The sequence below is a fragment of the Streptomyces sp. NPDC126497 genome (assembly GCF_040302425.1).
Classification (GTDB): Bacteria; Actinomycetota; Actinomycetes; order Streptomycetales; family Streptomycetaceae; genus Streptomyces.
This window is the reverse complement of sequence record NZ_JBEORT010000004.1, coordinates 125,317-151,587: the sequence shown is the minus strand read 5'-3', so window position 1 is coordinate 151,587 and position 26,271 is coordinate 125,317. Positions and strand designations below refer to the sequence as shown.

Here is a 26,271-nt window from a genome sequence, read left to right as displayed (position 1 = left end):
ACGGGTAGTGCTCCATTTCTCCCTTCACCTCTGACTGAACAGGGTGGCTGAGCCGTAAAGACGCGGCAGTCGAGTCGTCTCCCCTGTGTTCCCAACAGCGTGTGAACAAGAAGGCACCCCGTCATATGGAGGCGGACGCCTCGTCGGCGTCCGGTTCACACGCTTCGCAGCCGGAACCGCAGTCACCGCTGTGCTTCCCGAGTCGTCAGGGTGGCGTTTCCCTTCCCGGAACGGCCCAGACACCCCGCCCCGCGGTGATCCCGCGCCACCGGGCCCCGTGCCCGTGTCCCGTCGCACAGGACAGGAAGGTCAGGTACCCCCGATGCGGAACACCCGCCGCGCCGCTCCCGTCTCCTCGTCTCCGCTCCCCACCGCGGGCTCCGCCGCTGATCCAGCGGTCCGGATTCATCCGGCCTCCTTCGCCCAGCAGCGGCTGTGGTTCCTGGCGCAGTTACCCGGTGCGGCGCCTGCCTACAACGAGACGGTCTGTCACTCACTGCACGGTCCGCTTCGCCGCGACATCCTCAAGCGAGCGCTGGACGTGCTGAGCGACCGCCACGAAGCCCTGCGCACGCGGTTGGTGGAAGATGCTGGGGTCGTGCTCCAGTACGTCGACCCGCCCGGCGCGGGCTACGCGTTGACGGTCGAGGACCTCACCGGGGCGGACGATCCCGCCGCACGCTTGGCTGCGGTCCAGGCTGACGAAGCCGGCACACCGTTCGACCTGATGGCCGGCCCGCTGGCACGCGGCCGTCTCGTCGTGCTCGGCCGGGACCACCACGCACTGCTGCTGACGTTCCACCACAGTGTTTACGACGGCCAGTCGATGAACGTCATGATGCGGGAACTCGGCCTGATGTACGAGGCATTGCTCCAGGGAACCGAGAGCACCCTGCCTCCCCTGGAACACCAGTACACCGACCATGCGCGGACCCAGCGCGAGGCCGTGCTCGGCGGTGCCCTCGCCGGACAGGAGGCGTACTGGCGGCGCGCCCTGGACGGTGCGCCCCCCTTGCTGGACCTTCCCACGGACCGGCCCCGCCCGCCGGAGCAGGACTTCGAGGGAGGACGGGTCGAGTTCGCCCTCGACGCCGGGACCACAACGGCCCTGCGGGCACTGGCACGGCGGCACGGCGGCACTCTCTTCGTCGCCGTTCTGACCGGATGGGCGGCGCTCCTGTCGCGGCTGACGGGCGACTCCGACATCGTTATCGGAAGCCCGGTCGCCAACCGGCGAGGCCCGGGCGCCGCAAGTCTCATCGGCTTCCTTGTCAACTCCCTCGCCCTACGGATCGACCTGTCCGGCTCACCCACTGCCGCAGAGGCCCTCACTCGGACGCGGGCCGTCGTCCGTGACGGCCTCGCACACCAAGACCTGCCATTCGAACGGGTCGTCGAGCTGGTCAACCCGCCGCGCAGCGCGGCCCACTCACCCCTTTTCCAGACCATGCTGGCCTGGCAGCCCGACCGCGAGGGCCTGCTTCACCTGCCCGGCGTGGCGGCCGCCCCGCTGCCGATTACTCGTGCCCCGGCCAAGTTCGACCTTGCACTGTCGGCCGCCGAGACGCATGGACGGCTCGTCGGGCACCTCGACTACGCAACGGCGTTGTTCGACCATGCCACCGCCCTGCGCTGGGCGGACCATCTCAGGTGCCTGCTCACCGACATGGCACGCCACCCCGACCGCGAGATCGCCGCGCTGGACCTAATGGGAGAGCCGGAGCGCCGCCGCCTCATCACCGACTGGGACGCCGCGGCACGCGATGAGAGCGGTCCGGATCGCAGGAAGGGCGGGAACACCGCACCGGCCGAACGGGGCACGGAGCCGGAGGAGGCCGCCGCTGGTACCACGGTGGTGCCCTTCGGGTCCGCTTCCGGGCTCGTCGAGCTCTTTGAGGCCCAGGTGCGCGCGCGCCCTGAGCAGCGGGCGGTCCAGTGCCGCGACCGGTTCCTGGACTACGCCGCACTGGAACGGCGGGCCAACCGCCTCGCACACGCCCTCGTCGCCCGGTCCGTCCGTCCGGGGGACGTCGTCGGGCTGCACGCGACCCGCGGCTGCGATCTGGTGGTGGGCGTCCTCGGTATCCTCAAGTCGGGTGCGGCCTACCTCCCGCTCGACCCCGGCCAGCCCCGGGACCGCCTGGCCGGCATGGTCGAGGATGCCGCTTGCCCGGTGGTGCTCAGCGACCACGACGCCACCGGCCGGCCGGCCGGGTGGCTGGGCCTGACCACCGTCGAGGCGGAGGGCGCGCCCGACGGACAGCCCCCCGCCGTCGAACACGTGCCAGGTCGGCTCGCGTACGTGATTTTCACCTCCGGGTCCACGGGCCGGCCCAAGGGCGTGGCCGTCGAGCACCGCAGCGTACTCAACCTGTTCGCCGCCTGGCAGACCCGCATGGGGGCACCCGCCGGTGAGGCCGGCTCCGCCTGGTCCAGCATCGGCTTCGACGCTTCGGTGCACGAACTGCTGCTGCCACTGGCCACCGGGGGCGTGCTGCACATCGTCCCCGAGGAACTGCGCGGCGACCCCGAGGCACTCCTGGACTGGATGCGCGAACACGGCATCGAGCAGGCCTTCCTGCCCCCGGCCTACATCAAGTGGATCGACGAGGACCCCGCCCGGCGACTGCGAGGACTGCGGCTGCGCAAGCTGCTGACCGGGGTCGAGTCGCTGACCGAGGCCGCGCTGTACCGCATGACGCGGCACCTGCCAGGCCTGCGGATCTGCTTCGGCTACGGTCCGACCGAAGCCACCCTCTACAGCACCGCCTACTACGACCCCCGGCCGCTGGAACGGCAGTGCCCGATCGGGCGCCCGCTGCCCCGCACCCGCCTGTACATACTGGACTCCCGGATGCGGCCGGTCCCGCCCGGCGTGGTGGGGGAGGTGTACCTCGGCGGCGCGGGTCTGGCCCGCGGCTACCTCAACCGCCCCGACCTGACCGAGGAACGCTTCCTGCCCGACCCGTTCGTGCCGGGCGAGCGTGTCTACCGCACCGGGGACCTCGCCCGACGCCTGCCGGACGGCCACGCACACTACGTGGGACGCGCCGACGACCAGGTCAAACTACGAGGCTTCCGGATCGAGCCCGCCGAGATCGAGGCGGCGCTCACCGCCCTGCCCGGCGTCCGTGAGGCCGTGGTGCTGGTCGACCGCGACGCCACCGGCCGGCCCCGGCTGGTCGCCGGGATCGGCCGTGGCACCGCTCCGCCCCGCAGCACCCACGAGTGGCGCGCCGCCCTGGCGCGCCGGCTGCCCGACTACATGGTCCCGGCGGTCTTTACCGACCTGCCCGAACTCCCTCTCAACCACAGCGGCAAATTGGACCGCCCGGAACTGCTGCGCCTCGCCCGGGAACAAGGAGCGGACCAGGTCAACACGGCGAACCCGCGCGACCACGTCGAGCACGCCCTGTACCGGATATGGCGGGACGTGCTGTCGCACCCCGGCATGAGCATCACCGACAACTTCTTCGACGTGGGAGGAACCTCCCTGTCCGCGATCAAGGTGGCCCACGCCGTCACCGAAACCTTCGGTCGACGGATCCCCGTGGCCGAGATCATGCTGCGTCCCACCATCGAGTCCCTCGGAGCACTGCTGCGTGGCGACGCCGCCCACCGCGCGCCGGGCAGCGTCGTCGAGTTCCGCCCCGGCCGGGACGCCCGGGTCGTCTGTGTGCACCCGGCGGGGGGCACCGCTTTCTGCTACCTCCCGCTGGCCACGCTCCTGCCCGAAGCGGTGGGCGTGTACGGGATCCAGTCCCCGGGCGTGAACCCCGGCGAGGACGCCCTGCCCACAGTGGAGGCCATGGCCGAGGAGTACCTGCGGCTCCTGGGGCCCCTGGACGGCGGCCCGGTGATCCTGACCGGCCTGTCCTACGGCGGTCTCGTCGCCCACGAGATGGGGCGGCTGCTCGCGCGGACGGGACGCACCGACGTCGGTGTCGTCCTCCTCGACACCCAGGCCACCGCGGACGAAACCGCCCGCGCGGAGATCACCGCCGTGGACATGGCCGAGTTCCGCGACAAACTCGTGAGGTTCAACGGAATGTACCCCGGCATCGACGACGCACAGGTGGAGCGGTACTTCCGCATCTACAACCACAACCGTCTGACCGCCCGCGACCACGTGCCCGCCAGCTCGCCGGCACGGGTCGTCCTCGCCCAGGCCGTCCCCGGGGGCCAGGACACGTCTTTTCACGCCGAGGTGCGCGATTTCTGGCGCTCCCGGGCCCGGGGAGGATTCCGGGTGGAGGCCGTGGACTGCGACCACTGGGAGATGCTGGAGAACGCCGGGGCCGCCCGGATCGCCGGGATACTCGCCGCCGAACTCGCCCACCACGGCGCCCCGGAACACGCGGCCGGGCCGCGGACGACGCCCTGCGAGGCCTCCCCGGCGGAGGCGGTGTGATGGACGACCGTAACCCCTGCCACCGGGACAACGAAACCACGCCCGGCTCGCTGGCCGACGCTGTCCTCGCCCAGGCCCGCCGGACCCCCGGTGCACCCGCCGTCGAGGACGGCGAGGTCGTCCTCGACTACGCCGCACTCGACCAGGCCGCCGCCCGGGTGGCCGACCGGCTGCGCGCGAGGGGAGTGGGCCCTGGGCAGTCGGTCGCCGTCCGCCTCCGTCGCTCCTGGCGTTTGGTGAGCGTCATGCTCGGCATCCGTCGGGCCGGTGCGACCGTCGTGCCACTGGACCGCCTCAGTCCGCACGGACGGCAGCTGCACATCCTGGAGGACTCGGGGGCCGTCGCCGTCGTCCACGATTCCACGAACCGGCCGGCTCTTCCCGGCCACCTGACCGTCCTGACCGCCGGCCTGCTCCTCGGGGAGGACGGGCCGGACGCCCTTCCGGCCGCGCACGACGCCACCGCACGGCCGGGTCCGGCCGCGCGGGAAGCCGGACCGGACATCCCGGCGGCCGGCTTTGTCTTCTACACCTCGGGCTCGACCGGCCGCCCGAAGGGCGTCGAGGTCACCGACGACGGCGTCCTGCGCCTGGCCACGCCCGGCCACATCGAACTGGGGCCGGGCCGCCGCTACGGCTGCCTGTCCAATCCCGCGTTCGACGCGCTCAGCTTCGAGGTCTGGACGCCGCTGCTCACCGGCGGCACCTGTGTCGTCCTTGGCGACGAAGAGGTCGACAGCCCCGACCGGCTCGCCGCCGCGCTGCGCGAGCGCCGCATCGACACGCTGTTCGTCACGGCCGCTCTGTTCAACGCCGTCGTGGAAAAGGTCCCCGACTGCTTCTCCCACACCGGCCAGGTGCTCACCGGGGGCGAACAGCTCAACGCGCGCGTCGTCCGCCGCTGGTACGCGGACAATCCCGATTCCCGCACGGTCCTGCACAACGCCTACGGACCGACCGAGGCGACCACGTTCGCCCTGTGCCATGCCATCCCCCGGGACTTCGACGGCGATACGGTGCCCATCGGCATCCCGCTGCCCGGCACCGGCGTGCTGCTGCGCACGGAAGACGGCCGCACCGCGGAACCGGGAGAGGTCGCCGAACTGCTGCTGTCCGGACCGGCCCTGGCACTGGGCTACCGCAACCTGCCTGCGGAGACCGGGCGTCGCTTTGTACGGCTGCCGCACGGTGACGGCGGCGAACGCCTCTGGTACCGCACCGGCGATCTGGTCCGGCAGGACGCCTACGGCCTGGTGACCTACGTCGGCCGCGCCGACCGGCAGGTCAAGGTGCGGGGCTTCCGCATCGAACCCGGAGAGGTGGAACGCCAGCTCCTGGCACTCCCCGCCGTCCGCCAGGCGTACGTGTGCACCCGCCGCGACGACGCCGGCCGCAACGAACTGCTCGCCTTCGTCACACCGGGCGAGGGCCTCTCCTACGACGCCTACGACCAGCACCTCGCCGCCTCCCTGCCGTCATACATGCGGCCCCATCACACCCATCTGGTCGGCGAACTGCCCCTGAACGCCAACGGCAAGGTGGACCGCTCCGCACTCCTCGACGCGGCCCGCACCCCCTGGCGCGGTGAACGTCGCGACGACGCGCACGCCGACGCCGGCCAGCGGCGCGTCCTGGACCTCGCGGAGGAGGTGCTCGCGGTCACCGGCCTCAGATCCGACGACCGCTGGATACCCAGCGGCGGCGACTCGCTGAAAGCCCTGCGCTTCCGTTTCGAGGCCCTGCGGCGGTTCGCCGTCGACCTGCCGCAGGAGCTGGTCCTGCGCGCCGACTTCGCCGCCCTCGCCGACGCCCTCCTCGCCCCGGACGCCGCGGCCGGCGAGCATCCGCCGGTACCCGTCACCTGCGGGCCGACCGCGCCCGCCACCGGCGAGCAGGAACGCCTGTGGCTGATGCACCGGCGGGACCCTGCGGACCGGTCCTACGACGTTCCGCTCGCCTTCCGGGTCGACGGCACCGTCGACCCCGAAGCCCTGCACAGCGCGCTGCGCCGGCTGGTGGAGCGGCACCCGGCGCTGCGGACCCGGCTCGTGCCCACACCAGGAGGCCTGACGCAGCAGGTGGGCGAGCCCTACGACCCGTGGCAGCCGGTCGGGGCCCGTGACGGCGAGGACCGGGAGACGGCTGCCGAGCGCTTCTACACCCCTGCCTTCGACCTGGGCCGGGGCCGCCTGCTGCGGGCGGCCTGGCTGCCGTATGACGGCGGCGGGCTGATCCTGCTCCACCTGCACCACGTCGCCGTCGACGGCTGGTCGCTCGGCATCCTCTTCCGCGACCTCGCCGACGACTACGCCGCCATGGCGGGCGGCCGTCCGACATCCGCACCGCGATCACCGGCCGTCACCACCCTGGACCTCGCCCACTGGCAGCGGACATGGCACGACAGCCCCGGCTACCGGCGCCGCCGAGCCCGCCTGCGCACCCACTACGAGAGGACCGGCCGTCCCTCGCCCACGCCGGAGGCGGCCGATGCGCCCGCACCGCGCACGGCCCGCCTGCTGCGCACCCCACTCGACCTGGTTCGTCGCGGCGCACTGGACCGGCTTACCGCACGGCTCGGCCTGACCAGGTTCCAGGTGCTGTTGTCCGCGTTCGCCTGCAGCGTGCATGGCGTCACCGGCCAGACCCGTCCGCTCGTCGCCGCCCCGGTGGCGAACCGGTCCCGACCCGAGTTCGACGACGTGGTCGGCATGTTCGCCAACACGGTGCTGCTGCCCCTGGCGACAGCCCCGAACGCCTCGCTGCGCTCACTGTTGGAGAGTCACTCCGGCACGGCCCGCGCTGTGCTGGACGAGCAGGAGGTCGCCCTGGCCGACGTCCTCGCCGACCACACCTTCCGCGACGACGGTCCTCTGTTCGACTTCCTGTTCGTCCTGGAGAACACCGAGTTCTCGGCACTGCGACTGTCCGGCTGCGCCGTCCGGCCGGAACACCCCCGGCCGCTGGGCGCCAAATGCGCACTGACCCTGTCCGTGGTGGAGCACGAAGCCGGCTTCGACTGCCTGTGGGAGTACCGGGACGACTTCGGCGCCGATCGCGTCGAGGCCGCGGCCCGCCTCTTCCGCGAGGCTCTGGACCAGCTCACCGACGAAGCCGACGTCACCCTGCGCGACCTGGTCGCCCCCTACCGCCACGCCCTTCCCGACCCCGGCCGGGGACCCGCGGGGACACCCGACTTCACCACCGTCGCCGAAGGCTTTGCCCAACAGGTGCGACGCACCCCCCACGCTCCGGCCGTCACCAGCGGGCAGGCGACGCTCACCTACGCCGAACTCGACACAAAGGCTGCGGCCCTCGCTGCCGAACTGCGTCCCTACGTGCCCGTCGACCCCGCAGCGCCGGCCGCGGCCGCCCTGTACCTGGAACCCTCGGCCGAACACGTGGTGGCCCTCCTGGCGGCGGCCCGCCTCAACCTGACCGTCGTCCCCCTGGACCCCTCCTACCCGCCGTCCTTGCTGCGGCACGTCCTCGCGCAGGCCGACCCGGTGTGCGTCCTGGTCGCCCCGGGCCGGACCGGGGCACTCGACGCGCTCGCGCCGCCCGGCCTGCCGCGGCACCCGGTCACCCTCGCCAACGCTCCCGGCCGGGCGCCCGCCACCCCCTCGCACCGGGCCCTGCGCCCGCTGTACACCCTGTTCACCTCCGGCTCCACCGGCACCCCCAAAGGCGTGCAGGTGTCCGACCGGACCCTCTGCAACCTGCTGACCTGGCAGCGCACGGACGGCGGCCTGGACCGTGCTGCCGTCACGCAGCAGTTCTCGATGCTGTCCTTCGACGTCTCCTTCCAGGAGATCTTCACCACCCTCTGTTCCGGTGGCCTGCTGCGTCTGGTGCGGCCCGACTGGCGGCAGGACATGCCCGCGTTGCTGGAGCAGCTGGAGAGCGGGGGAGCGGAGCGCATCTTCCTGCCGTACGTGGCTCTGCAACTGCTCGCCGAGCACGGTGCGCGCACCGGTCGCCACCCGTCCCGGCTACGCGAAGTGATCACCGCGGGTGAGCAGTTGGTGTGCACCGACGCCGTCCGCCGTTGGTTCGCCGGGCTGGACGGAGCCCGGCTGTTCAACCACTACGGCCCCACCGAGACCCATGTCGTCTCCGGCCTGTGCCTGGAAGGCGATCCCGCCGCCTGGCCGCTGCGGCCGGCCATCGGCCGGCCGGTCGCGGGTGCCGTGCTGCGGGTGGTCGACGACGGCGGACTCCCCGTCCCGCCCGGTGTGACGGGCCGGCTGCTGATCGGCGGCCCCATGGCGGCACGCTGCTACCTGGGCGACACCGACCTCAACCGCACCCGTTTCACCGATGACCCGGACCTGGGGGTGCTCTACCACAGCGGCGACCTCGCCCGCTTCGACGCGCAAGGGCTGCTGTACTACGCCGGCCGTGAGGACGGCCAGGTCAAGGTGAGCGGACACCGGCTGGAACTGGGCCAGGTCGAGGCCGCCCTGCTGCAGTACCCCGGTGTCACGAACGCGGTCGTCGCCGCGACCGACGGCGAACTGGTGGCGTGCCTGCAGTACCGGGACGCCGAGGATCCCGACCCCGCGGACCTGGCCCGCCACTTGTCCGGCCTGCTCCCCTCCTTCGTACGCGTGGGCCGGTTCCGCAGGCTGACGTCCCTGCCCCGCACCCCGAGCGGCAAGCTGGACCGCCGGGCCGCGCCCACCGCTGCCGGGTACGACCTGCGAACGCCGCTCGCTGCGGCCCCGGTGGCGTCGGCGTTGGAAAGCCGCCTGGCCGCGTTGTTCGAGGAGGCGACCGGCAAGGCCGTGGCGGTGGACCAGCGGTACTTCGACGCCGGGGCCACGAGCCTGGACCTGATGCGGTTCCACCTGCGCTGCGCCCGTGAAAGCGACCTGTCCTTCACCGTGCCCGACCTGTTCGAACGGGTCACGATCCGGGCGCTGGCCCGTCTCGTGGGGGACCGGCGCACATCCCGGCCGGCGGAGCAAACTGCGTCCGGGACCGGCGGCCCGTCCCGCGCCGACCGCGCACCCCGCAGCCCCGCCCTGTCCGACGACGCAGCCGCGGACGTGATGTCTCCCGCCGACGTCGCCCCCGGCGCCGTCGCGCGCGTCGGCGCCGCCGATGCCGCGGAGCGGCCGTCCGCGTGGCCCTCTGACGAGCCGATCGCCGTCGTGGGCATGGCCGTGCGGCTTCCCGGAGCCGCCGACCTCGCCTCCTTCTGGGACCTGGTGACCTCCGGCGGGCGGGGGATCGAGCACTTCCCGGCGACCGGCGGCCGCGTGGGAGCCCGTAGCCAGCTGGACGGGCCACTGGCCTTCGATCCGGGCCGCTTCACCATCAGTCCCCAGGAAGCCCGACTGATGGACCCGCAACAGCGTCACCTGCTCATGGCCTGCGCGCAGGCGCTGGCGCACGCCGGTGTCGCTGCTCCCGACGTCCGCCGTGTGGGCCTGGTGGCCGCCTGCGGTGAGAACACGTACTTCCAGGCCGTGCTGCGCGAGGCCGACCCGGCGGCGCTGCCGGACTCCTTCCGGCTGGCTCTGCACCACGAGAAGGACTTCCTCGCCACCAAGGCCGCCTATCACCTCGGTCTGACCGGGCCCGCGTTCACCGTGCAGTCGGCGTGCTCCAGTTCCCTCGTCGGCGTGCACGTCGCCGCAGGGCTGCTGCGCCAGGGCGACGCCGACGTGATGCTCGCCGGCGGCGTCCTCGTCGACCCCGGCCTCACCGACGGCTACACCTACCGGCCGCAGCACATCTTCTCACCGGACGGTCACTGCCGGCCCTTCAGCGCGGACGCGGCCGGCACCGTCGGCGCCAGCGGGGTGGGCGTCGTCGTCCTCAAACCGCTCGCCGCGGCCCGCCGGGAGGGGGACGCCGTGTACGCGGTCGTCACCGGCTCCGGCCTCAACAACGACGGCTCCACCAAGCTGGGTTACAGCGCCCCCTCGCTGGCCGGTCAGCGGACCGCGCTGCGCACCGCCCTGCACCGCAGCGGCCGCAGCGCCGCGGAGGTCGGCTACGTGGAGGCGCACGGCACCGGTACCCGCCTCGGCGACCCGGTGGAGGCCGCCGCGCTCCGCCAGGCCTACGACCTGCCCGACGACGCGCGGCTCGCGCTGTCGTCCGCCAAGAGTCAGCTCGGGCACCTCGGCGCGGCCGCGGGCGTGGTGGGCCTGGTGCGGGCGGTACTCGCCGTGCACCACGGGACCGTCCCGCCGACGGTGGACTTCGACTGCCTCAACCCGGAGATCGAGGACGGGCCGTTCCGGATACCGACCGCGGCCGAACCATGGCCGGGCAACACCCCGCGCGTCGCCGCGGTGAGCAGTTTCGGCATCGGTGGCACCAACGCGCACCTGCTGCTGGAGAAGCCGGACGAACCTGCGGTCCAGGACCCGTACGAAGGGCCCGGCCCCGTGCCCTGCCTGGTGCTGTCCAACAGCTCGCCGGCCGCCCTGCGCGCGGATGCCCGCCGCATCGCCGACTACCTCGACGCCCGTCCGGAGAGCTATCCCCAGGTCCTGCGCCACCTCCAAGCGGGCCGCCCCGCGCTCGGCCACCGGGCGGCGGCGGTCTGTTCCGACGCGGTGGCCGCGGTGTCCTGGCTGCGCTCCCTCGACCCGGCGGGTGCGCCGGCACCGGCGCACCCGCCGGTGCCGGAGACCAGCGTGCCGACACGGGGCCGCGACGCACGGGAACTCGCCGAGGCATGGACGGCGGGACACACCCTCATATGGCCGGCCGGCTCGGCGCAGGCGCCGTGGGACTTCCCGCCGCCCGCGTTCGACCTGGCCGAGTACGACTTCCCGCGCGCCGTGGCACCGGCACCCCGCACACCTCCCGCAGAACCGGCGCCGGCCGCTCCCGGCCCGAAAGGCCCCGCGCGGCTTCCCGCGGACCGGTGGCTGTACCAGCTGCAGTGGGCGCGGCTGCGCAGGGCCCGTACCGGCACAGCCGGCGCCGGGCACACCGTCGTGGTGGTCGCCGCGCCGGAGACCGGCCCGGCCGCGTGGCGGGATCTGGAGCGGTACTACACCCGAGTGGTGCGGGTGCGGGCCGGAAAGGCCCTCAAACGCCACGGTGAGGACAGCTACGACGCGGACCCCGCCGACGCCGCCCAGCTCGCCGTCCTCCTGGCCGACGTCACCGCGACAGCCGGGGCACACGGCGTCGACTGGTTGCACGCCCTTCCCCTGGCAATCGGCGGCGAGGTCGGCGAACGCTCGCTCGGGACCGCACGCCGAGCCTGCCTCGACACGGTCGCCGCACTGTGCCGGGCCCTGGCGGACGTCCCGGACGGACGGCGGCCACGGGTGTGGCTGCTCTCCCAGGGGGCGCAGCCCGTCACCGGAGCCGTCCGCAGGCCGGAGGCCGGCCTGCTCGCCGCCGCAACCGAGATCCCCCGGCAGGAGCTGCGGCTGACCTTTCGCTGGGTCGATCTGCCCGGCCCGGACCCGGCCGCCTGGGCACCGCACCTGCCCGGCCTGCTGCTCGACGGCACGCTCACCCAGCGGGTGGTCGCCCTGCGCGACGGCTACTGGTGGTACCGCCAGGCACAGCCCGTCCCCGCGCCGCCCGCCGACGGCCGCGGACAGCGGCCGGCGGCCGGCGGCACCCACCTGATCCTGGGTGGCACCGGAGGCATCGGCACCAGTGTCGCCGCGCACCTGCTGCGCGAACCGGACAACCGGGTCGTCCTGCTGGCTCGCCGGGCCGTCCCGCCGACGGCGCTGGAACCGTGGGCCGAACGGGTGGCCGTGGTGGAGGCGGATCTCGCTGACGAGGACCTCGACCGCATCGCGGACCGCCTCGCGCCCCACCTGCACGGGCTTGCGGGCGTGGTGCACGCGGCCGGTACGGCCGCCGGGGCGCTGCTGGTACGACGGGATCCCGCTGCCGCGGGGAAGGCGACGGCGGCCAAGCTGCGCGGCGCCCTGCTGGTCGAGCGGCTGATCGCCCGCTACGGCCCCGACTACGTCGTCCACTGCTCGTCCATGGCAGCCCTGCTCGGCGGTGTCGGTCAGTTCGACTACGCGGCGGCCAACGGCCTGCTGGACGCCTTCGCCCACTACCTGCCCGACGATGACGCCGGCCGCACCGTCCGGTGCGGCATCGGCTGGGACGCCTGGCGGGAGGTCGGCATGGCGCAGAGTGCGCTCAGCCGGGACGCCCGGCACCAGCGGCACCTGGCCGCCGCCCTCACCCCGGAGGAGGGCGTGCAAGCGTTCGAAAACGCCCTGAGCCTGCGGCTGCCCCACCTGATGGTGAACACCACGCCGCTGGAGGAAGCACGGCATTTCTACGAACGGGAGCGTGCCGCCCCCGAAGCGCCCGACGGCCACCCGCACGGCAAAGACACCGGATCCTCGGCGATGGGACACCTTCCCACGGCTGCGGGTGAGGCCCCGGCGGACCTCACGGCCGGACTGACCGCGGTCATGTGCGAACTGCTCGGCGTCGCAAGCCTCGATCCGGAGGCGTCCCTGTACGACCTCGGCGCGGACTCACTGACCCTGCTGGAGCTCGTGGACGAGGTGAAGCGGCGCTGCGGCGCCGACCTCGACCTGTCCCGGCTCAGCCACCGCGTCAGCCTCACCGAGATCCTCGGCCACCTCGGAACGCCCGTCCGCCGCTTCCCGGCCGACGGTGCCGCGGTGGAGGTCGAAGTGTGGCAGCGTGGTGACAGCCGCGACGTGCTCTGTCTGATCCACCCCGTCGGTGGCGACATCCAGGCCTACCGGCCGCTGGTGTCAGCACTGGACGAGCGGCTGACGGTCTGCCTGATAGCCGATCCGGCACTGCGCGCCCCCGGATGGCCCGACCGGTCGATCTCCGACCGCGCCGGGCGATACCTGACGGCCGTCCACGCCGCGTTCCCGGATTCCGGCCTGCGACTGAGCCTGGCGGGCTGGTCATTTGGAGCGTGGACGGCCCTGTCGATGGCGTCCGCCGCCGAGCGGGCAGGCCGTCCCGTGCAGGGCCTTTACCTGCTGGACCCACCGCCACCGACCGCCGGAGCGTCGGCCGCTGCCTACGACGACCGCCAAGTGGACGCCGTCTTCGCGCGCGAGCTGAGCGGCAACCGCACCGGTGAGCTGTCCGAGCGGGGACGGGACTACGCGGAGCGCCTCGCCCGGTGCTGCCGGGCCAACCTGGCCGCCATGGCCAGGCACCGGCTGCCCCGGCTGACCGGTACCCCGGCGACCGTCTGGCTCGCCGGGCGGCCCGTCCAGGACGTGACCTCCCTCGCACCCGGGTCGGCCGCTGCGACCGACTGGGAGTCCCATCTGCCGACGCCCTCGCGCGTTCTGCACGTGGACGCGGACCACTACGCACTCGTCGCGCCACCCCACGTCCGGGCCGTCGCCACCGTCATCGAGGAGGACCTTGCCCGCCGTGCCCCGGCCGACCACCGGTCTGCCGGCGCCTCCGGGCGACAGACATCCGTCCCGCACCCCAACTGAGCCCGGCGGCTTCGAGGAGACACCCACCGTGGAGCATCCCTACACACGCCTGCCCGCCAGATCCTTCTGGCGTACGGCCGTCGCCGAACCCGACCCCGCGGACATCGGCGAACTGTGGACACCGAAGTTCACGATCGGACAGGACGATCCGGTGGTCACGGCGGGTTCGTGCTTCGCCCGGCACATCGGCCCCGCCCTCCTCGCCGAGGGCATGCACTGGTACGACGCCGAACCCGCTCCGCCCGGACTGGACCGGACCGGACGCGAGGCGCGCGGCTACGGCCGCTTCTCCTTCCGCACCGGCAACGTCTACACCGCGGCCGCGCTGAGACAGTGGTTCGCCTGGGCCCTCGACGAGGAGCAGCCGCCCCTGGAGGTCTGGCGGGACGAGGACGGGCGCTGCCACGACCCGTACCGGCCCGCTCTCGAACCCGAGGGCTTCCCGTCCCCCGAGGAACTGCTGGCGTCCCGGGAGACCACCCTGGGTGCGGTGCGCACCGCCCTCGCCACGGCCGATGTGCTCGTCTTCACCCTCGGTCTGACCGAGACGTGGCGGGACACCGTCCACGGCACCGTCCTGCCGATGTGCCCGGGCACCGCCCGGGGCTCCTTCGACCCCGGCCGGCACGTCCTGCACAACCACACGGCGGCCGAGGTGCACCGCGACTTGACCCGAGCCGTCACGCTGGCCCGCTCCCTCAACCCGCGGCTGCGGACCGTCCTGACGGTCTCCCCCGTACCGCTGACGGCGACCGCCACCGGACGGCACGCCCTGGTCGCCACGACCTACTCCAAGTCCGTACTGCGCGCCGCGGCCGGACAACTCGCCGACGAACTCGACCACGTCGACTACTTCCCGTCGTACGAGATCGTCACCGGCTTCCCCTACCGAGCCGCCTTCTACGAACCCAACCTGCGCACCGTGAGCGCCGACGGAGTGGCTTTTGTGATGCGGCACTTCTTCGACGCCCTGCACGGCCGGGCGTCCCGGACGGAACCGGCCCGCCCTTCCACCCCCGTCGTCGGCGGAGAGGACCACTGGTGTGACGACGCCGTACTCGACTACTACGGCCCCGGCGCGATTCCTCCTGCTGGGTGACTCCCACGCAGCGTGCGTCGGGCGGGCGGCCCGGGCCGCCCGCCTGCCCTTTCAGGGCGGACCGGTGGGTTCGGGCCGGGACTTCCTGGGCCCGTTCTCCGACGCCGACGGTGGCGACGTCGTCTTCCACGACCCCGAGGCGCAGCGCCTGTACCGGAAGTTCCTCGACGCCCTCGGCGTCCCGGCACTGGACCGGCTGACGGTGCCGCTCGTGTGCACCTTCGGCCTCGCCGCGCACACGGTGGCCACCCGGGACAACTGGACGGTCCACCGCGACCCGCTGGGCGCCTACCCACCCGGCTTCCTGCGCAGCGACCTGTTCGCCGGCCTGGTGCGGGCCACGGCGCGCGGCGCGCTCGCGTTCTACGAGCACGCGGTCGGTCTCGGCCTGCGGGTGATGGCCCTGATGCCGCCTCAGCGCGTCCCCGGCATGTCCGACCCGCGGGTGTTCTTCGCCGCTCAGGAGGTCCTCCACGGCGAACTGACCGCGCGGGGCGTCGAGACCGTCGACCTGCGCGACCGCGTCACCGACCGCTCCGGACTCCAGCGCGAGGCCTTTTGCCAGGCCGACGACGCCATCCACGGCAACCTCGCCTTCGGCCGCCTGCTGGTGGCCGAACTCCTCGACCGCGGACTGTGACCGCGGACCCGCACGTCCGGCCCGTCCCCGTCCCACCCGTCCACCCACCCCACGGAGGTCTCCATGGAGGAGTACGCACTGCAGGCCGTCGAGCGCCTGACCACCCGCCCGGCTGAACCCTACGACACCGTCTCGGTCGATCCGATCACCCCGCTGCTGGGCGCCGAGGTGTCCGGCCTGGACCTGACCCGGGGGCTGACACCCCAGCAGGAGAAGGAGGTCAAGCACGCGTTCCTGACCCACCACGTCCTGGTCTTCCGGGATCAGGACGTCACTGCCGAACAGCACAAGCGGTTCGCCGGCCTCTTCGGGGAACTGCACCCCGTGACGCTCGCGGCCGAGGACTCCGACCCGTATGTCCTGGAGATCAAGGCCACCGGGGAGTCGCGGATGGTGGCGGGCAACGGCTGGCACGCCGATGGCACCGCCGACGCCGAGCCCTCTCTCGGCTCTGCGCTGCACATCACCACGGTCCCTGCGGGCGGGAGCGGCGGCGACACCATGTTCGCCAACATGCACCTCGCCTACGAACTGCTCTCCCCGGTCATGCGGACCTTCCTCGACGGCCTGACCGCGGTCCACGATGGCGCCCTGCCCTGGACGGCCGCCGGCCAGACACCGCCACCGGAGTACGAGGTCCCGCGCAACGAGCATCCGGTCGTGGCCCGCCACCCCGAGACCGGTCGCAAGCTCCTTTTCGTCAACGCCCCCTACACGTCCCACATCGCACAGCTGTCGCGGGCCGAGAGCGACGCGCTGCTGCGTCTGCTCTACACCCACATCGCCCAAACCCCGCTGCTGCACTGCCGGGTGCGCTGGCAGCCGCGGACCCTGGTCCTCTGGGACAACCGTTGTGTGCAGCACCACGCTGTCTGGGACTACTTCCCCCACACCCGCTACGGCCGCCGTGTGGCCGTCGGCGGTACCCGTCCGCAGGCCTGAGACTGCACGGCCCACCGCGAAGGAGTGAGGCGTTTCATGAGCGTGACCGCCGACGACGAGGCCTTCGTGGTGAGCCTGCGGGCCCGTCTCACCGGTGAGCCTCCGGTCCCCGAGGCGCTGTGGCAGCTGACGGGCGTGCTGTACGAGCAGCTGCCCCCCGGTGCCAGGGAGACCTGGGCGCGCCGCATCCACCGGGCCCTGGCCGCAGGAGCGCGGACGGCCGGTCTGCGCGCCGTCCACGTCTGGCAGGCCGACACGGTCCTTCCGCTGCTTGCCCGGACCGCTCCGGGCGGTCCGGCGGGTGGCCTCGCGGCACTGGCGGACCTGCACCGCGAGGCTCTGGACGTGAGGGTCGCCGAGGAGACGTGGAGAGCCGCGCTTCGGCCGGTGCTGCTCCGGAAGTACCACGACGCCTACGACCGGGTGAGCGCGTATACCGAGGCGTACGACAACGCTCGCGCCTACGCCCTCGCCAACGGATACTCCCCTGCGGGCGCTGATTCCTACGGCCACCGGTACGCCGAGTTGAGCACCGACGCGAACGCGGACACCTTCGCCGAGGCCCACGCCCAGGCGGTCGGCGACGCACTGGCCCGGGCGTACGCGGCGGACGACTGGCAGGCGTACGCCGACACATTCCCGGGCGCTCAGCTGCGGGCCGTCGTCCGGGCGGCGACCACGCAAGCCTGCGAGAAGGACGGCGTCACTCTCCCGGACACGTCCGTGCGGACGTCCCTGGCAGAAGGTTTCGCGGACGCCGTCACCGATCCTGCCGACCCGTCCCGTCCGTGACGCCGGACCGACCGTGGTGATCAGAAAGGTCCGTGCGGACGACCACGAGGACCGGGCGGTGCGGGCGGTGCGGCGGTGTGCCGGTATCCGGCGGGCCCCGTATACCGGATGGCCGCTGACGGTGCGGGCCTCGGCGAGCCCGTAGCCATCAGGGGCCGGCATGCCGCTGATCAGCGTCAGCAGCCGCTGGACCTCGTCGGGTCCGCCCGCACCGCAGAGTGGATCATCTCCACCAGGAAGCGGAGCAGGACCTCGTCGGCGCCGTCGGCGAGCTCGAAGCGCTCGTCACCGAAGACCCGGTCCTCTTCCCGGTCCCCGTGGCTGCTGGGGCGGTGCTGGACGATGTCGCCCTCGGCCGTCGCGAAGAGCAATGCTCAGAACCTGTGGATCGCCCCGGGAAGGACGTGCCTTCCCGGGTGATTGATCGATGGGTAACCGAGCAAGACCGGTGTTCGCAGCACCGGCTGGGAAGGCACGTCCGTGCTCAGCGGAGTGAACGACGACGGCACCACCGCCAACGGCTCCTCCCTGAACGACGAGATCGTCCGGGAGGGCGCAAGAAGGATGCCGGCCGCCGCGCTGGAAGCTGAAGTCAACGCCCACATGGTCGAGTTGGCTGACCAGCGCGACGAGCGTGGTCGTCGCACTGGTCGTGCGCAACGGCTACCACCAGCCCAGAAAGGTCACCACCGCGGCCGGCGCAGTCGAGGTGAAGGCGCCGCGGGTGAACGACAAGCACGTCGACGAGGCCACGGGCGAGCGCGAGCGGTTCTCGTCGAAGATCCTGCCGCCCTGGTGTCGCAAGTCCCCGAAGATCAGCGAGGTGCTGTCGCTGCTCTACCCGCACGGCCTGTCCTCCGGCGACTTCGTGCCCGCCTTGGAGCAGTTCCTCGGCAGCTCGGCCGGGCTGTCGCCGGCCACGGTCACCCGGCTGACGACGCAGTGACTCCTGGCGACGCTGAGACCGGCACGGCGCCATGTCAGTGCCGTGCCGTAGGTTGCCGAGTATCGGGCGTTCCCGGCGACGAGACGAGGGGATGAGGGTGCGCAGGCCAGTTGAGGGCGAAGTCCACGTGCACTACGGCCAGATCTTCGTCGAGAGTGATCCGGACAGCTTCGGTCCGGACCTCCGGGAGTCTTTTGCCGGGCAGAGCGCCGGTCTGTGCGGGGCCGCGGTACCGGGCGCGCTGTGGTTGTCGACCGGGCTGCACACGGGCAGCGTCGGCTTCACCGTCGAGGTGCACGACCAGGCCCCGCCACTGGACCCGGCGTGGGAGGACGTCGTGGAGACATCCTTCCGCCCCGTCTCGGCCGGCAGCGCTCTCGTGCAATGGGCGGGGGAGGCCTCCTGGGACCTTGGCCTGGAAGAGACGGACTACCGGGTGCGCTACTGCGCCCAGGGCATGGACGAGGCACACCGTCAGGACACCCGGCTGGACGACGAGCCACAACTGGACCGCTACTTACTGCAGTTCTGGCCCGCCCCGCCCGTACCGGACCGCGTCCTGAAACAGACCTCGGCGACTGCCGCGTACTGGCACGACTACGCCCGCCGACAGCCCGCCCCACCCACACCGGCCGAACGCGCCGAAGCCGAACGCCGGGCCCGCCTCGCGCAGGAACAAGCCGAAGAAGAACGCAGGCTCGCCCACGAGCGGTGGCAGTGGGGCGGACGATCGCCGAGCCGCGCCCTGCGCGAGGTCGGTGGCAACGTGCGCGGCCTGCTCGCCTTCGACCCGGCCCTCATCCACGCCATCGACGCCGCCACACCCGAGACCCAGCGGACAACAGCGCTGCTGGCCGCACGCCGCGCCTGTGAGGCGGCCGGACTCACCGACCTCGACTGGATCGCCGCAGGGCTCACCGCCCTGGCCGAGGGCCGCCCGCTGCCGCCGCCCCTCGACGACCAGGCCCGGGCGTGGCGGGCCCTGGAAGCAGACCCACGAGTCCCCGACAGAACCGTCGCCCGGGCCGTCCCGCCCAAGCGGCCCCCCTTCCAGCCACCCGCCCGCAGCGACGCGCACACGCCGATGCCCAAGCCCGCATCGCTCCCGCGGATCACAGGTCCCGCGGCCGCCCTGGTGAAGCCGCCGGACCGTGCCGCACCACCGACACCGCAGCCCGGGGAAGCGACGCCGTACACGATGAGGGTCACGTTCGGCGAACCGGACCCGTCCCTGCGGATGTCCCAGCCCCACATGGCCCTGCCCGCGCTGTTCGGCGCCGCCGAAGCCGACCCGCTCCAGGCGGCCCTGGACGCGGTATACGCGGCCGTGACCGCCTACGGCGAGGACTACCAGACACTCCTGCAAGAGATCCGGTCCGCCTGCCAGGAGCTGTGAAGGAACACCAGCCGCGACCCCGTGCCGCCGGTTCCAGGCCCCTAGGGCCTCTCGTTTGGATCAGGTCGGCCGCGACCGACGGTGCGTCATGGCCGACCCGAGCGGGGCTTGGTGCGTGCAGATGCAAGGCGGAGGAGGGCGCCAACGCGGAGCGTTGGCAACTGACGACAACGCGGCAGATGCGCGTGCCAAGCCCCGCGACGCCGACATGATCCAAACGAGAGGCCCTAGGTGCAACACCGGTGACTCTGGTGGTTTCTGGACGTTGGGTGGGTTGTGCCAGGACCGGGTCAGGTGAAGTCGTCGGGGGTGCTGACGCGGGCGTCTCCGCCGGTCCTGGAAACCCTCGCCGACGGCTCCTGCCTGTCGGAGATCGTCGCCGCGCGGGACCACTATCGGCGCGCGGACCCCGAGCGGGTGCGGGTGATCGAGTACACCCTCGGCCCACGCGGCGGCGACGGCACCGCCTACCGGCTGATCACCACCCTCCTCGACCCCGACCGGGCACCGGCCGAGGAGCTTGCCGCCCTCTATGCCCAGCGGTGGGAGATCGAGAACACCCTGGGCGAGATCAAGAACCACCAGAACGCCCCGGGGCTGGTGCTGTGCTCCCGATACCCGCGCGGCGTCGAACAGGAGATCTTCGCGTTCCTGTTGGTCCACCACGCGACTGGCCCGGTCCACCGCCCAGAGCCTGCGTGAGGTCACCGAACGGCTGCTACCCGCACGGCGGTTACGCTCCAGCCCCCGCGTGATCAAACGCAAGATGTCCAACTGGGCCCCCAAACGAGCCGAGCACCACGGCACACCACGGCCAGACACCCCGACAGTCCGGCTGGTCGAGGGTCTGCTCAGGTCGGTACGACGTCTCCACGGCACGAGCGGTATCGCGCAACAAGGGGCCGAGGCTCGCAGACCAGGTCGCGGCGCGTCGGAGCGACGCCCGGACCCTGGGGGAGAGCGATCCGACGGCGGCACGCGCGGACGACGACATCCGGGTGCACCCGGGCGGGCCGGTGCCCCCGCCCGGCGAGGAACGCGACCGGGCGCAGGCGGAGGCGGACTCCCTGTGCCTCGGACTGGCACGTCACCTGGACCGCACGGTCTTCCCCGCCGGTCGGCGGTCGGTGCTGGACGTCCTGGAGGCGCACCACGCACCGGACCCCGTGCCGGAGGCGGCGCGTGGCCTGTCGGAGGAGGGGACGTACGCCGATGTGACCGAAAACGTCGAGGCACTCGGCCACCGGCCGACACGGTGACGACGAGAAGCCGACGGACGCTTCCCGTGCGGCCCGGGCCACGCACGGAAGGAGGGGCACCGCCCGTTTCCCGCGGCGCCGACGCCGCCCGTCACCGGGCATGCGTCCTGAAGCATGCCCGGGAGCAGCGTTGCCCGACGTCGTCCTGGGCGAGTTCCATGATGCTCTCGCCCCGCACCAGGCCGGCTCCTGCCTCGCGACCGGTTGACTTGTCCCGACCTACAGGAATATCGGCCGGTGATGTCGCCGCCAGGGTCGTGGAAGAGGCCAATGCATGCGATGACGCGTTCGCCCAGCGGCTCCCGCTGTACCTCAAGGCTCTGGGCGACGGCCAGGGCAATCCCTAGCGCCCGCTGACCTACCCGGACTGCGTCCGCGGCCCGGGCCACCGGCGGGGCCCTACCCCACCACCTCGACCAGGGCGCCGGCGACGTGCACGTCCGTCAGCACCGGACTGGGTGCGCGCTCGCAGGCACCGGCGACCAACCCGCTGACCATCGGGCAGCTCCGGCGTGCCCCCAGGTGCCCCATGGCTGGGCAAGAGGCTCGGCACCCCGTGGGCCATCCCACCGGAAAGCCACAGAAGGCGCAAGAAGTCGATCCAGGGTAGGAAGGAACGAATCCAGGAATCAACGCCGTGGAGTTCGACATGGTCAATTCCGCGAACGAGGGCGCGCACCTCGGTGCCCGGCCCGCGGGAACCGGTGAGGAACGGCCCGACAGGGCGCAGGAGGAGGCGAGAGGACCCTATTCACGCATTGTCGTGCGTCCCCTGGGCAGTCCTCTGCCCTTGGGATTCGTGGGGCTGTCCGGTGGCACCTTCGTACTGGCGGGGCTGCAACTCGGCTGGGTTCCGACGGCTCAGTCGCACGCGGTCGCACTGGTGCTGCTGGCCTTCGTCTTCCCGGTGCAGGCGCTGGCGAGTGTGTGGGGATTCCTGTGCCGTGACGCCGTCGCGGCAACAGGCATGGGCGTGCTGGCCGGCACCTGGCTGGCGATGGGTGCGATCATGGCGAGCGGTCCGCCGGGAGCCACCAACAAAGCCGCCGGGTTGCTGCTCCTGCTGGCCGGGCTCGCGCTGCTGATACCGGTCACGGCCAGCAGATCCGACAAACTCGTTGCCTCCATGGTCCTGGTCACGTCCTCACTTCGGTTCTTCCTCACCGGCGCCTACCACCTGTCCGGCGGCACGGCGTGGAAGGAGGCGGCCGGCGTCACGGGCCTGGTGCTCACCGCTGTCGCGCTGTACGCCGCACTGGCCTTCGAAGTCGAGGACGTCAGGCACCGTACGGTGCTGCCGACGTTGCGGCGGGGCTCGGGGGCCAGGGCTTTCGACGGTACCTCCGGGCACCAGTTCGCCGACGTCATCAAGGAAGCCGGAGTGCGCCGGGAGCTGTGACGGCATCGGCCGTTTGGCCGGGGAGCTCTTCCTTGTGGGAAATCGTCCCGTCCGGGCCGGGTACCCATCGTCCGTGTCATCGCCGCGCCGGCATGACGCGCACTGCGCATGAAAGGGGATGGTGGCCGTGGGCCGCAGGGACGCGATCGCCGAGCCGTGGGGAAGCCGGACGCCGTACGGGCCGGGCATGCCCTGGCCGGTGCGGGTGGACACCCATCTGGCGGACGGCGTGAGCGCCGAGCAGGTGGACCGGTGGGTGCCGTCGGCGTCCATCCTGCATTCGAACGGGGATGCGATGGACATCGCGGTGAAGGACGGCCGGATCGTCGGGGTGCGCGGCCGGGCGCACGACCGGGTCAACCACGGCCGGCTGGGTCCGAAGGACCTGTTCGGGTGGCAGGCGAACGCCTCCGCCGACCGGCTGACGCGGCCGCTGGTGAGGGAGAACGGCCGGCTGGTGGAGACCGACTGGGACACCGCGATGGACCGCGTCGTGGCACGTACTCGGGAGCTCCTGGAGGAGCAGGGGCCGAGTGCGATCGGCTTCTACACCACCGGGCAGCTGTTCGCCGAGGAGTACTACACGCTGGGGGTGATCGCCCACGGAGGGCTGGGCACCAACCACGTGGACGGCAACACCCGGTTGTGCACGGCGACCGCGGCGGCGGCGTTGAAGGAGTCGTTCGGCTGTGACGGGCAGCCCGGCTCCTACGCCGACATCGACCACGCGGACGTCATCGCCCTGTTCGGCCACAACATGGCCGAGACGCAGAGTGTGCTCTGGGCGCGGGTGCTGGACCGGCTGGCAGGACCCAATCCGCCCGCCCTGGTCTGTGTCGACCCGCGGATGACGCCGGTGGCACGGGCGGCCACCGTGCACCTGGCGCCCCGGCCGGGGACGAACGTGGCGCTGATGAACGGCCTGTTGCACGAGATCATCGCCCACGGCTGGATCGACCGCGACTACATCGACGCCCACGTCGTGGGCTTCGACGAGTTGAGCAAACGGGTCGAGGACTATCCGCCCGAGCACGTGGCGGAGATCTGCGACGTGCCCGCCGACCGGATCCGTGAGGCCGCCCGCGTGCTGGGCACCGCGCAGCGGCTGATGTCCACGGTGCTCCAGGGCTTCTACCAGTCCCACCAGGCCACCGCCGCCGCCGTTCAGGTCAACAACCTGCACCTGGTCCGTGGCATGCTGGGCCGGCCCGGCTGCGGTCTGCTGCAGATGAACGGACAGCCCTCGGCGGAGAACACCCGCGAGTGCGGCGCGGACGGTGACCTCGCGGGATTCCGCAACTGGTCCAACGACGCACATGTGGCCGACCTGGCCCGCGTGTGGAACATCGACCCGATGCGGATTCCGCATTACTCCCCGCCCACCCACGTCATGCAGATGATGCGGTACGCGGAGGACGGCTCCCTGCGCATGCTGTGGGTCAGCGCCACCAACCCCGCGGTCTCCCTGCCCGAACTGAGCCGCATCCGCTCCGTACTGGCCCAGGAGCGGCTGTTCCTGGTGGTCCAGGACCTCTTCCTGACCGAGACGGCACAACTGGCGGACGTGGTGCTGCCCGCCGCCACCTGGGGCGAGAAGACCGGCACCTTCACCAACGCCGACCGCACGGTCCACCTGTCGGAGAAGGCCGTCGACCCTCCCGGCCAGGCACGTGCGGACCTGGACATCTTCATCGACTACGCGCGCCGCCTGGACCTGCGCGACAAGGACGGCCGGCCGCTGGTGAAGTGGCACGACGCGGAATCGGCCTTCGAGGCGTGGAAGGAATGCAGCCGCGGCCGGCCGTGCGACCACACCGGCCTCACCTACGCCAAGCTGCGCGACCGCGGCGGCATCCAGTGGCCGTGCACCGAGGAGCACCCGGACGGCACCGAACGCCTCTACGCCGACGGCGCGTTCTTCAGCGACCCCGAGTACTGCGAGAGCTACGGCCGGGACCTGCTCACCGGCGCCCCGCTCGAACCCGCCGAGTACAAGGAGCTCAACCCCGACGGCAAGGCCATGCTCAAGGCAGCCGCCTTCCTTCCGCCCCATGAGCAGCCCGGCGAGGACTTCCCGTACGTACTGATCACCGGCCGTACGCTCTACCACTTCCACACCCGCACCAAGACCGCCCGCGCCCCCCAACTGCAGGCCGCCGCCCCGGAGGTGTGGGTGGAGATCTCAGCCCGCGACGCGAACGCGGAAGGACTGAACGAAGGAGACCTGATGGAGATCAGCACGCCACGCGGCAGCGTCCGGGCCAGGCTGCGCATCAGCGGCATCCGCGAGGGCGTGCTGTTCCTCCCCTTCCACTACGGCTACTGGGACACGGACGCCGGACACGAACCCGCCCGCGCGGGCCGGGCGGCCAACGAACTCACCCTCACCGACTGGGACCCCGCGTCCAAACAGCCGATCTTCAAGACCGCGGCGGCGGCCCTCCACCGCGTCGCCACGACCGACGGACCTTCACCCGCTCCGACCACGACGGCCTCCACACCGGTAGCCGCGCACGTGCCCGTGACCACCGGCGGGGAACGCGCACGCGCCGAAGAAGATCTGCGTCCGTCGGGCGAAGGAGGCGGGCGATGAAGATCGGGCTGCTGCTCCACGAACTGCACCGCGACGAGAACGACCTCGCACACGAGTTGCTGCGCGTCTCCGAACGCCACAAGGTCGACCATGAGATCCACCACGTCGCCCGGGACCTGGCCCGCTGGTCGCAGCGGCATGTCCGCACCCTCGCGGACATCGGCGAACGATTCGGCGCCCGGCTCGATCCCGACCCCGTGGACGAACTGAAGACAGCCGAACGCCTGCGGGACAAGGCCAGCGAGCTCGTCGGCCGCAAACCACAGGTGGCCCTGCTCCTGCTGAGGGACCTCCGGGAGGTCTACATCAAGGCAGCCGGGCTCTCGGTGGACTGGGAGATGCTCGCCCAGGCCGCACAAGGGCTGAAGGACACCGAACTGCTCGCAACCGTCCAGTCCTGCCACCCCGACACCCTGCGCCAGATGCGGTGGGCGAACGCGAAGCTGAAAGAGTCCTCCACCCAAATCCTCGTCAGTTGACCGCAGGACTGCCGCACATCGGTACGTGAACACCGCACGGACGGTGCAACCGCACGGCAGGTGCCGACCTGCCCACCTTCGGTCGCAACACCACCGGGCACAGCAGCTGCCCAACAGTGCGTACGGCACCAACGTGGCCGACGTGCGCACTGCGCGGGAAAACCGGCACCGATGAGCTCCAGCTCCCCGACCGGTCTTCCCGCGTCCCCGTGTCGTGGAGCCACGTGTGGACGCATCGTCGTCGCCGGTCCTCCACGGCCGATCTCGCGGTTCCGCCTTGTGCGTGCAGCGGATCAGGGCCGAGCTGCCCCGGTGTTCTGCCGGAGCACGGCGTGTGCTGAGGTGAGGCAGTGGTCGGGCACGCACACAAGGAGGGCACTGTGCACGGACCGTCGACGAAACGAGGTCTCGTGGGCCTCCTCCTTCAAGGAGGTGCCGGACTGGCGGCGGCGGCACTGCTCGCCAGGTTGCTGGTGGCAGCGATTCCGATCAGTACGGCGGCGGCCGCGACACAAGAGGGCGGAGATGCCTTTGCCGCCTCGGTCCTGCGCGCCGTAGGCAACGGCACGCTGGCGGCCGCGGCCTGTGTCGTCCAGTTCGCGGTGCTGCTTCTCTGCTTCAGAGGCATCCGGTTCTGCTGGAACCTCCTGCGCGGCCGGCGCTCGGAACCACGTCCAGTCTGAACAAGGATTCCGGTCGACGCGCCGCAGCACCAACCCTTGTGGCCGGGGCCGCGCTCCTGCGGTCACCACGTTCCGGGCACAGCGGATCCGGACGGCACTGTGCAATGAGCAGGCCCCCGACGGGTACGCATACCGGGCTCAGACCATGGCAGGGACACCTCCTGTCCCAGGGCGACGTCACAA

At 72.0% G+C, this 26,271-nt stretch carries 14 protein-coding genes and 1 pseudogene; 14 read left to right on the top strand and 1 reads right to left on the bottom strand.

The features are described 5' to 3' along the window. The first annotated feature begins 322 nt into the window (after positions 1-322). The 6 genes from ABTY20_RS04260 to ABTY20_RS04235 all read left to right on the top strand — a co-directional run bounded on the left by ABTY20_RS04260 (position 323) and on the right by ABTY20_RS04235 (position 17,333). Positions 323-4,411, top strand: a complete 4,089-nt coding sequence (locus ABTY20_RS04260) for a non-ribosomal peptide synthetase (protein ID WP_351995476.1) — start codon at positions 323-325, stop codon at positions 4,409-4,411. Then, positions 4,411-13,860 carry a non-ribosomal peptide synthetase gene (locus tag ABTY20_RS04255; RefSeq protein WP_351995475.1) on the top strand — a complete coding sequence of 3,150 codons (9,450 nt, stop codon included), beginning with the start codon at positions 4,411-4,413 and terminating at the stop codon, positions 13,858-13,860. The genes ABTY20_RS04260 and ABTY20_RS04255 overlap by 1 nt, the downstream gene beginning before the upstream one ends. Before the next feature lie 28 nt (positions 13,861-13,888). Then, a complete protein-coding gene (locus ABTY20_RS04250) occupies positions 13,889-14,959 on the top strand; it encodes a GSCFA domain-containing protein (RefSeq protein WP_351995474.1) in 1,071 nt (356 codons plus the stop codon). A 64-nt stretch (positions 14,960-15,023) separates the two neighbouring features. Further along, positions 15,024-15,599, top strand: a complete 576-nt coding sequence (locus tag ABTY20_RS04245) for a hypothetical protein (RefSeq protein WP_351995473.1) — start codon at positions 15,024-15,026, stop codon at positions 15,597-15,599. A 63-nt stretch (positions 15,600-15,662) separates the two neighbouring features. Continuing rightward, positions 15,663-16,541 carry a TauD/TfdA dioxygenase family protein gene (locus ABTY20_RS04240; RefSeq protein WP_351995472.1) on the top strand — a complete coding sequence of 293 codons (879 nt, stop codon included), beginning with the start codon at positions 15,663-15,665 and terminating at the stop codon, positions 16,539-16,541. 36 nt (positions 16,542-16,577) lie between these two features. After that, the gene (locus tag ABTY20_RS04235) at positions 16,578-17,333 is read left to right on the top strand and encodes a hypothetical protein (RefSeq protein WP_351995471.1); all 756 of its coding nucleotides are present in this window, start codon (positions 16,578-16,580) and stop codon (positions 17,331-17,333) included. A 176-nt stretch (positions 17,334-17,509) separates the two neighbouring features. On the opposite strand, the gene ABTY20_RS04230 is transcribed toward ABTY20_RS04235, so the two are convergent. Beyond that, complete coding sequence (locus tag ABTY20_RS04230) at positions 17,510-17,704, bottom strand: AbiJ-related protein (protein ID WP_351995470.1); 195 nt, start codon at positions 17,702-17,704, stop codon at positions 17,510-17,512. A 109-nt stretch (positions 17,705-17,813) separates the two neighbouring features. Here ABTY20_RS04230 and ABTY20_RS04225 point away from each other — a divergent pair. The 8 genes and pseudogenes from ABTY20_RS04225 to ABTY20_RS04190 form a co-directional block, all read left to right on the top strand. Further along, positions 17,814-18,276, top strand: a pseudogene (locus ABTY20_RS04225) (transposase); the annotation flags it as partial. Between the two features lie 94 nt (positions 18,277-18,370). Continuing rightward, a complete protein-coding gene (locus tag ABTY20_RS04220) occupies positions 18,371-19,675 on the top strand; it encodes a hypothetical protein (protein WP_351995469.1) in 1,305 nt (434 codons plus the stop codon). Between the two features lie 294 nt (positions 19,676-19,969). Then, a complete protein-coding gene (locus ABTY20_RS04215; RefSeq protein ID WP_351995468.1) occupies positions 19,970-20,377 on the top strand; it encodes a transposase in 408 nt (135 codons plus the stop codon). A 296-nt stretch (positions 20,378-20,673) separates the two neighbouring features. Beyond that, positions 20,674-20,934: a DUF2795 domain-containing protein gene (locus tag ABTY20_RS04210; protein ID WP_351995467.1), complete on the top strand. Its 261-nt coding sequence runs from the start codon at positions 20,674-20,676 to the stop codon at positions 20,932-20,934. A 649-nt stretch (positions 20,935-21,583) separates the two neighbouring features. Next, on the top strand, positions 21,584-22,333 hold the full coding sequence (locus ABTY20_RS04205) for a GPR1/FUN34/YaaH family transporter (RefSeq protein ID WP_351995521.1): 750 nt from the start codon (positions 21,584-21,586) through the stop codon (positions 22,331-22,333). Positions 22,334-22,520: 187 nt separating this feature from the next. Next, entirely contained in the window at positions 22,521-24,926 is a 2,406-nt protein-coding gene (locus ABTY20_RS04200) for a molybdopterin oxidoreductase family protein (protein WP_502991741.1), read from the top strand. Continuing rightward, positions 24,923-25,405 carry a hypothetical protein gene (locus ABTY20_RS04195; protein WP_351995465.1) on the top strand — a complete coding sequence of 161 codons (483 nt, stop codon included), beginning with the start codon at positions 24,923-24,925 and terminating at the stop codon, positions 25,403-25,405. Before ABTY20_RS04200 ends, ABTY20_RS04195 begins: the two co-directional genes overlap by 4 nt. Positions 25,406-25,785: 380 nt before the next feature. Next, positions 25,786-26,088: a hypothetical protein gene (locus ABTY20_RS04190; protein ID WP_351995464.1), complete on the top strand. Its 303-nt coding sequence runs from the start codon at positions 25,786-25,788 to the stop codon at positions 26,086-26,088. Positions 26,089-26,271: the final 183 nt, after the last annotated feature.

Excerpts from the sequence above, each read along its gene's own strand:
- ABTY20_RS04240 (WP_351995472.1), top strand. The coding sequence starts at position 15,663 with ATGGAGGAGTACGCACTGCAGGCCGTCGAGCGCCTGACCACCCGCCCG.
- ABTY20_RS04255 (WP_351995475.1), top strand. The coding sequence starts at position 4,411 with ATGGACGACCGTAACCCCTGCCACCGGGACAACGAAACCACGCCCGGC.
- ABTY20_RS04195 (WP_351995465.1), top strand. The coding sequence starts at position 24,923 with ATGAAGATCGGGCTGCTGCTCCACGAACTGCACCGCGACGAGAACGAC.
- ABTY20_RS04260 (WP_351995476.1), top strand. The coding sequence starts at position 323 with ATGCGGAACACCCGCCGCGCCGCTCCCGTCTCCTCGTCTCCGCTCCCC.
- ABTY20_RS04205 (WP_351995521.1), top strand. The coding sequence starts at position 21,584 with ATGGTCAATTCCGCGAACGAGGGCGCGCACCTCGGTGCCCGGCCCGCG.
- ABTY20_RS04235 (WP_351995471.1), top strand. The coding sequence starts at position 16,578 with ATGAGCGTGACCGCCGACGACGAGGCCTTCGTGGTGAGCCTGCGGGCC.
- ABTY20_RS04200 (WP_502991741.1), top strand. The coding sequence starts at position 22,521 with ATGCCCTGGCCGGTGCGGGTGGACACCCATCTGGCGGACGGCGTGAGC.
- ABTY20_RS04220 (WP_351995469.1), top strand. The coding sequence starts at position 18,371 with ATGAGGGTGCGCAGGCCAGTTGAGGGCGAAGTCCACGTGCACTACGGC.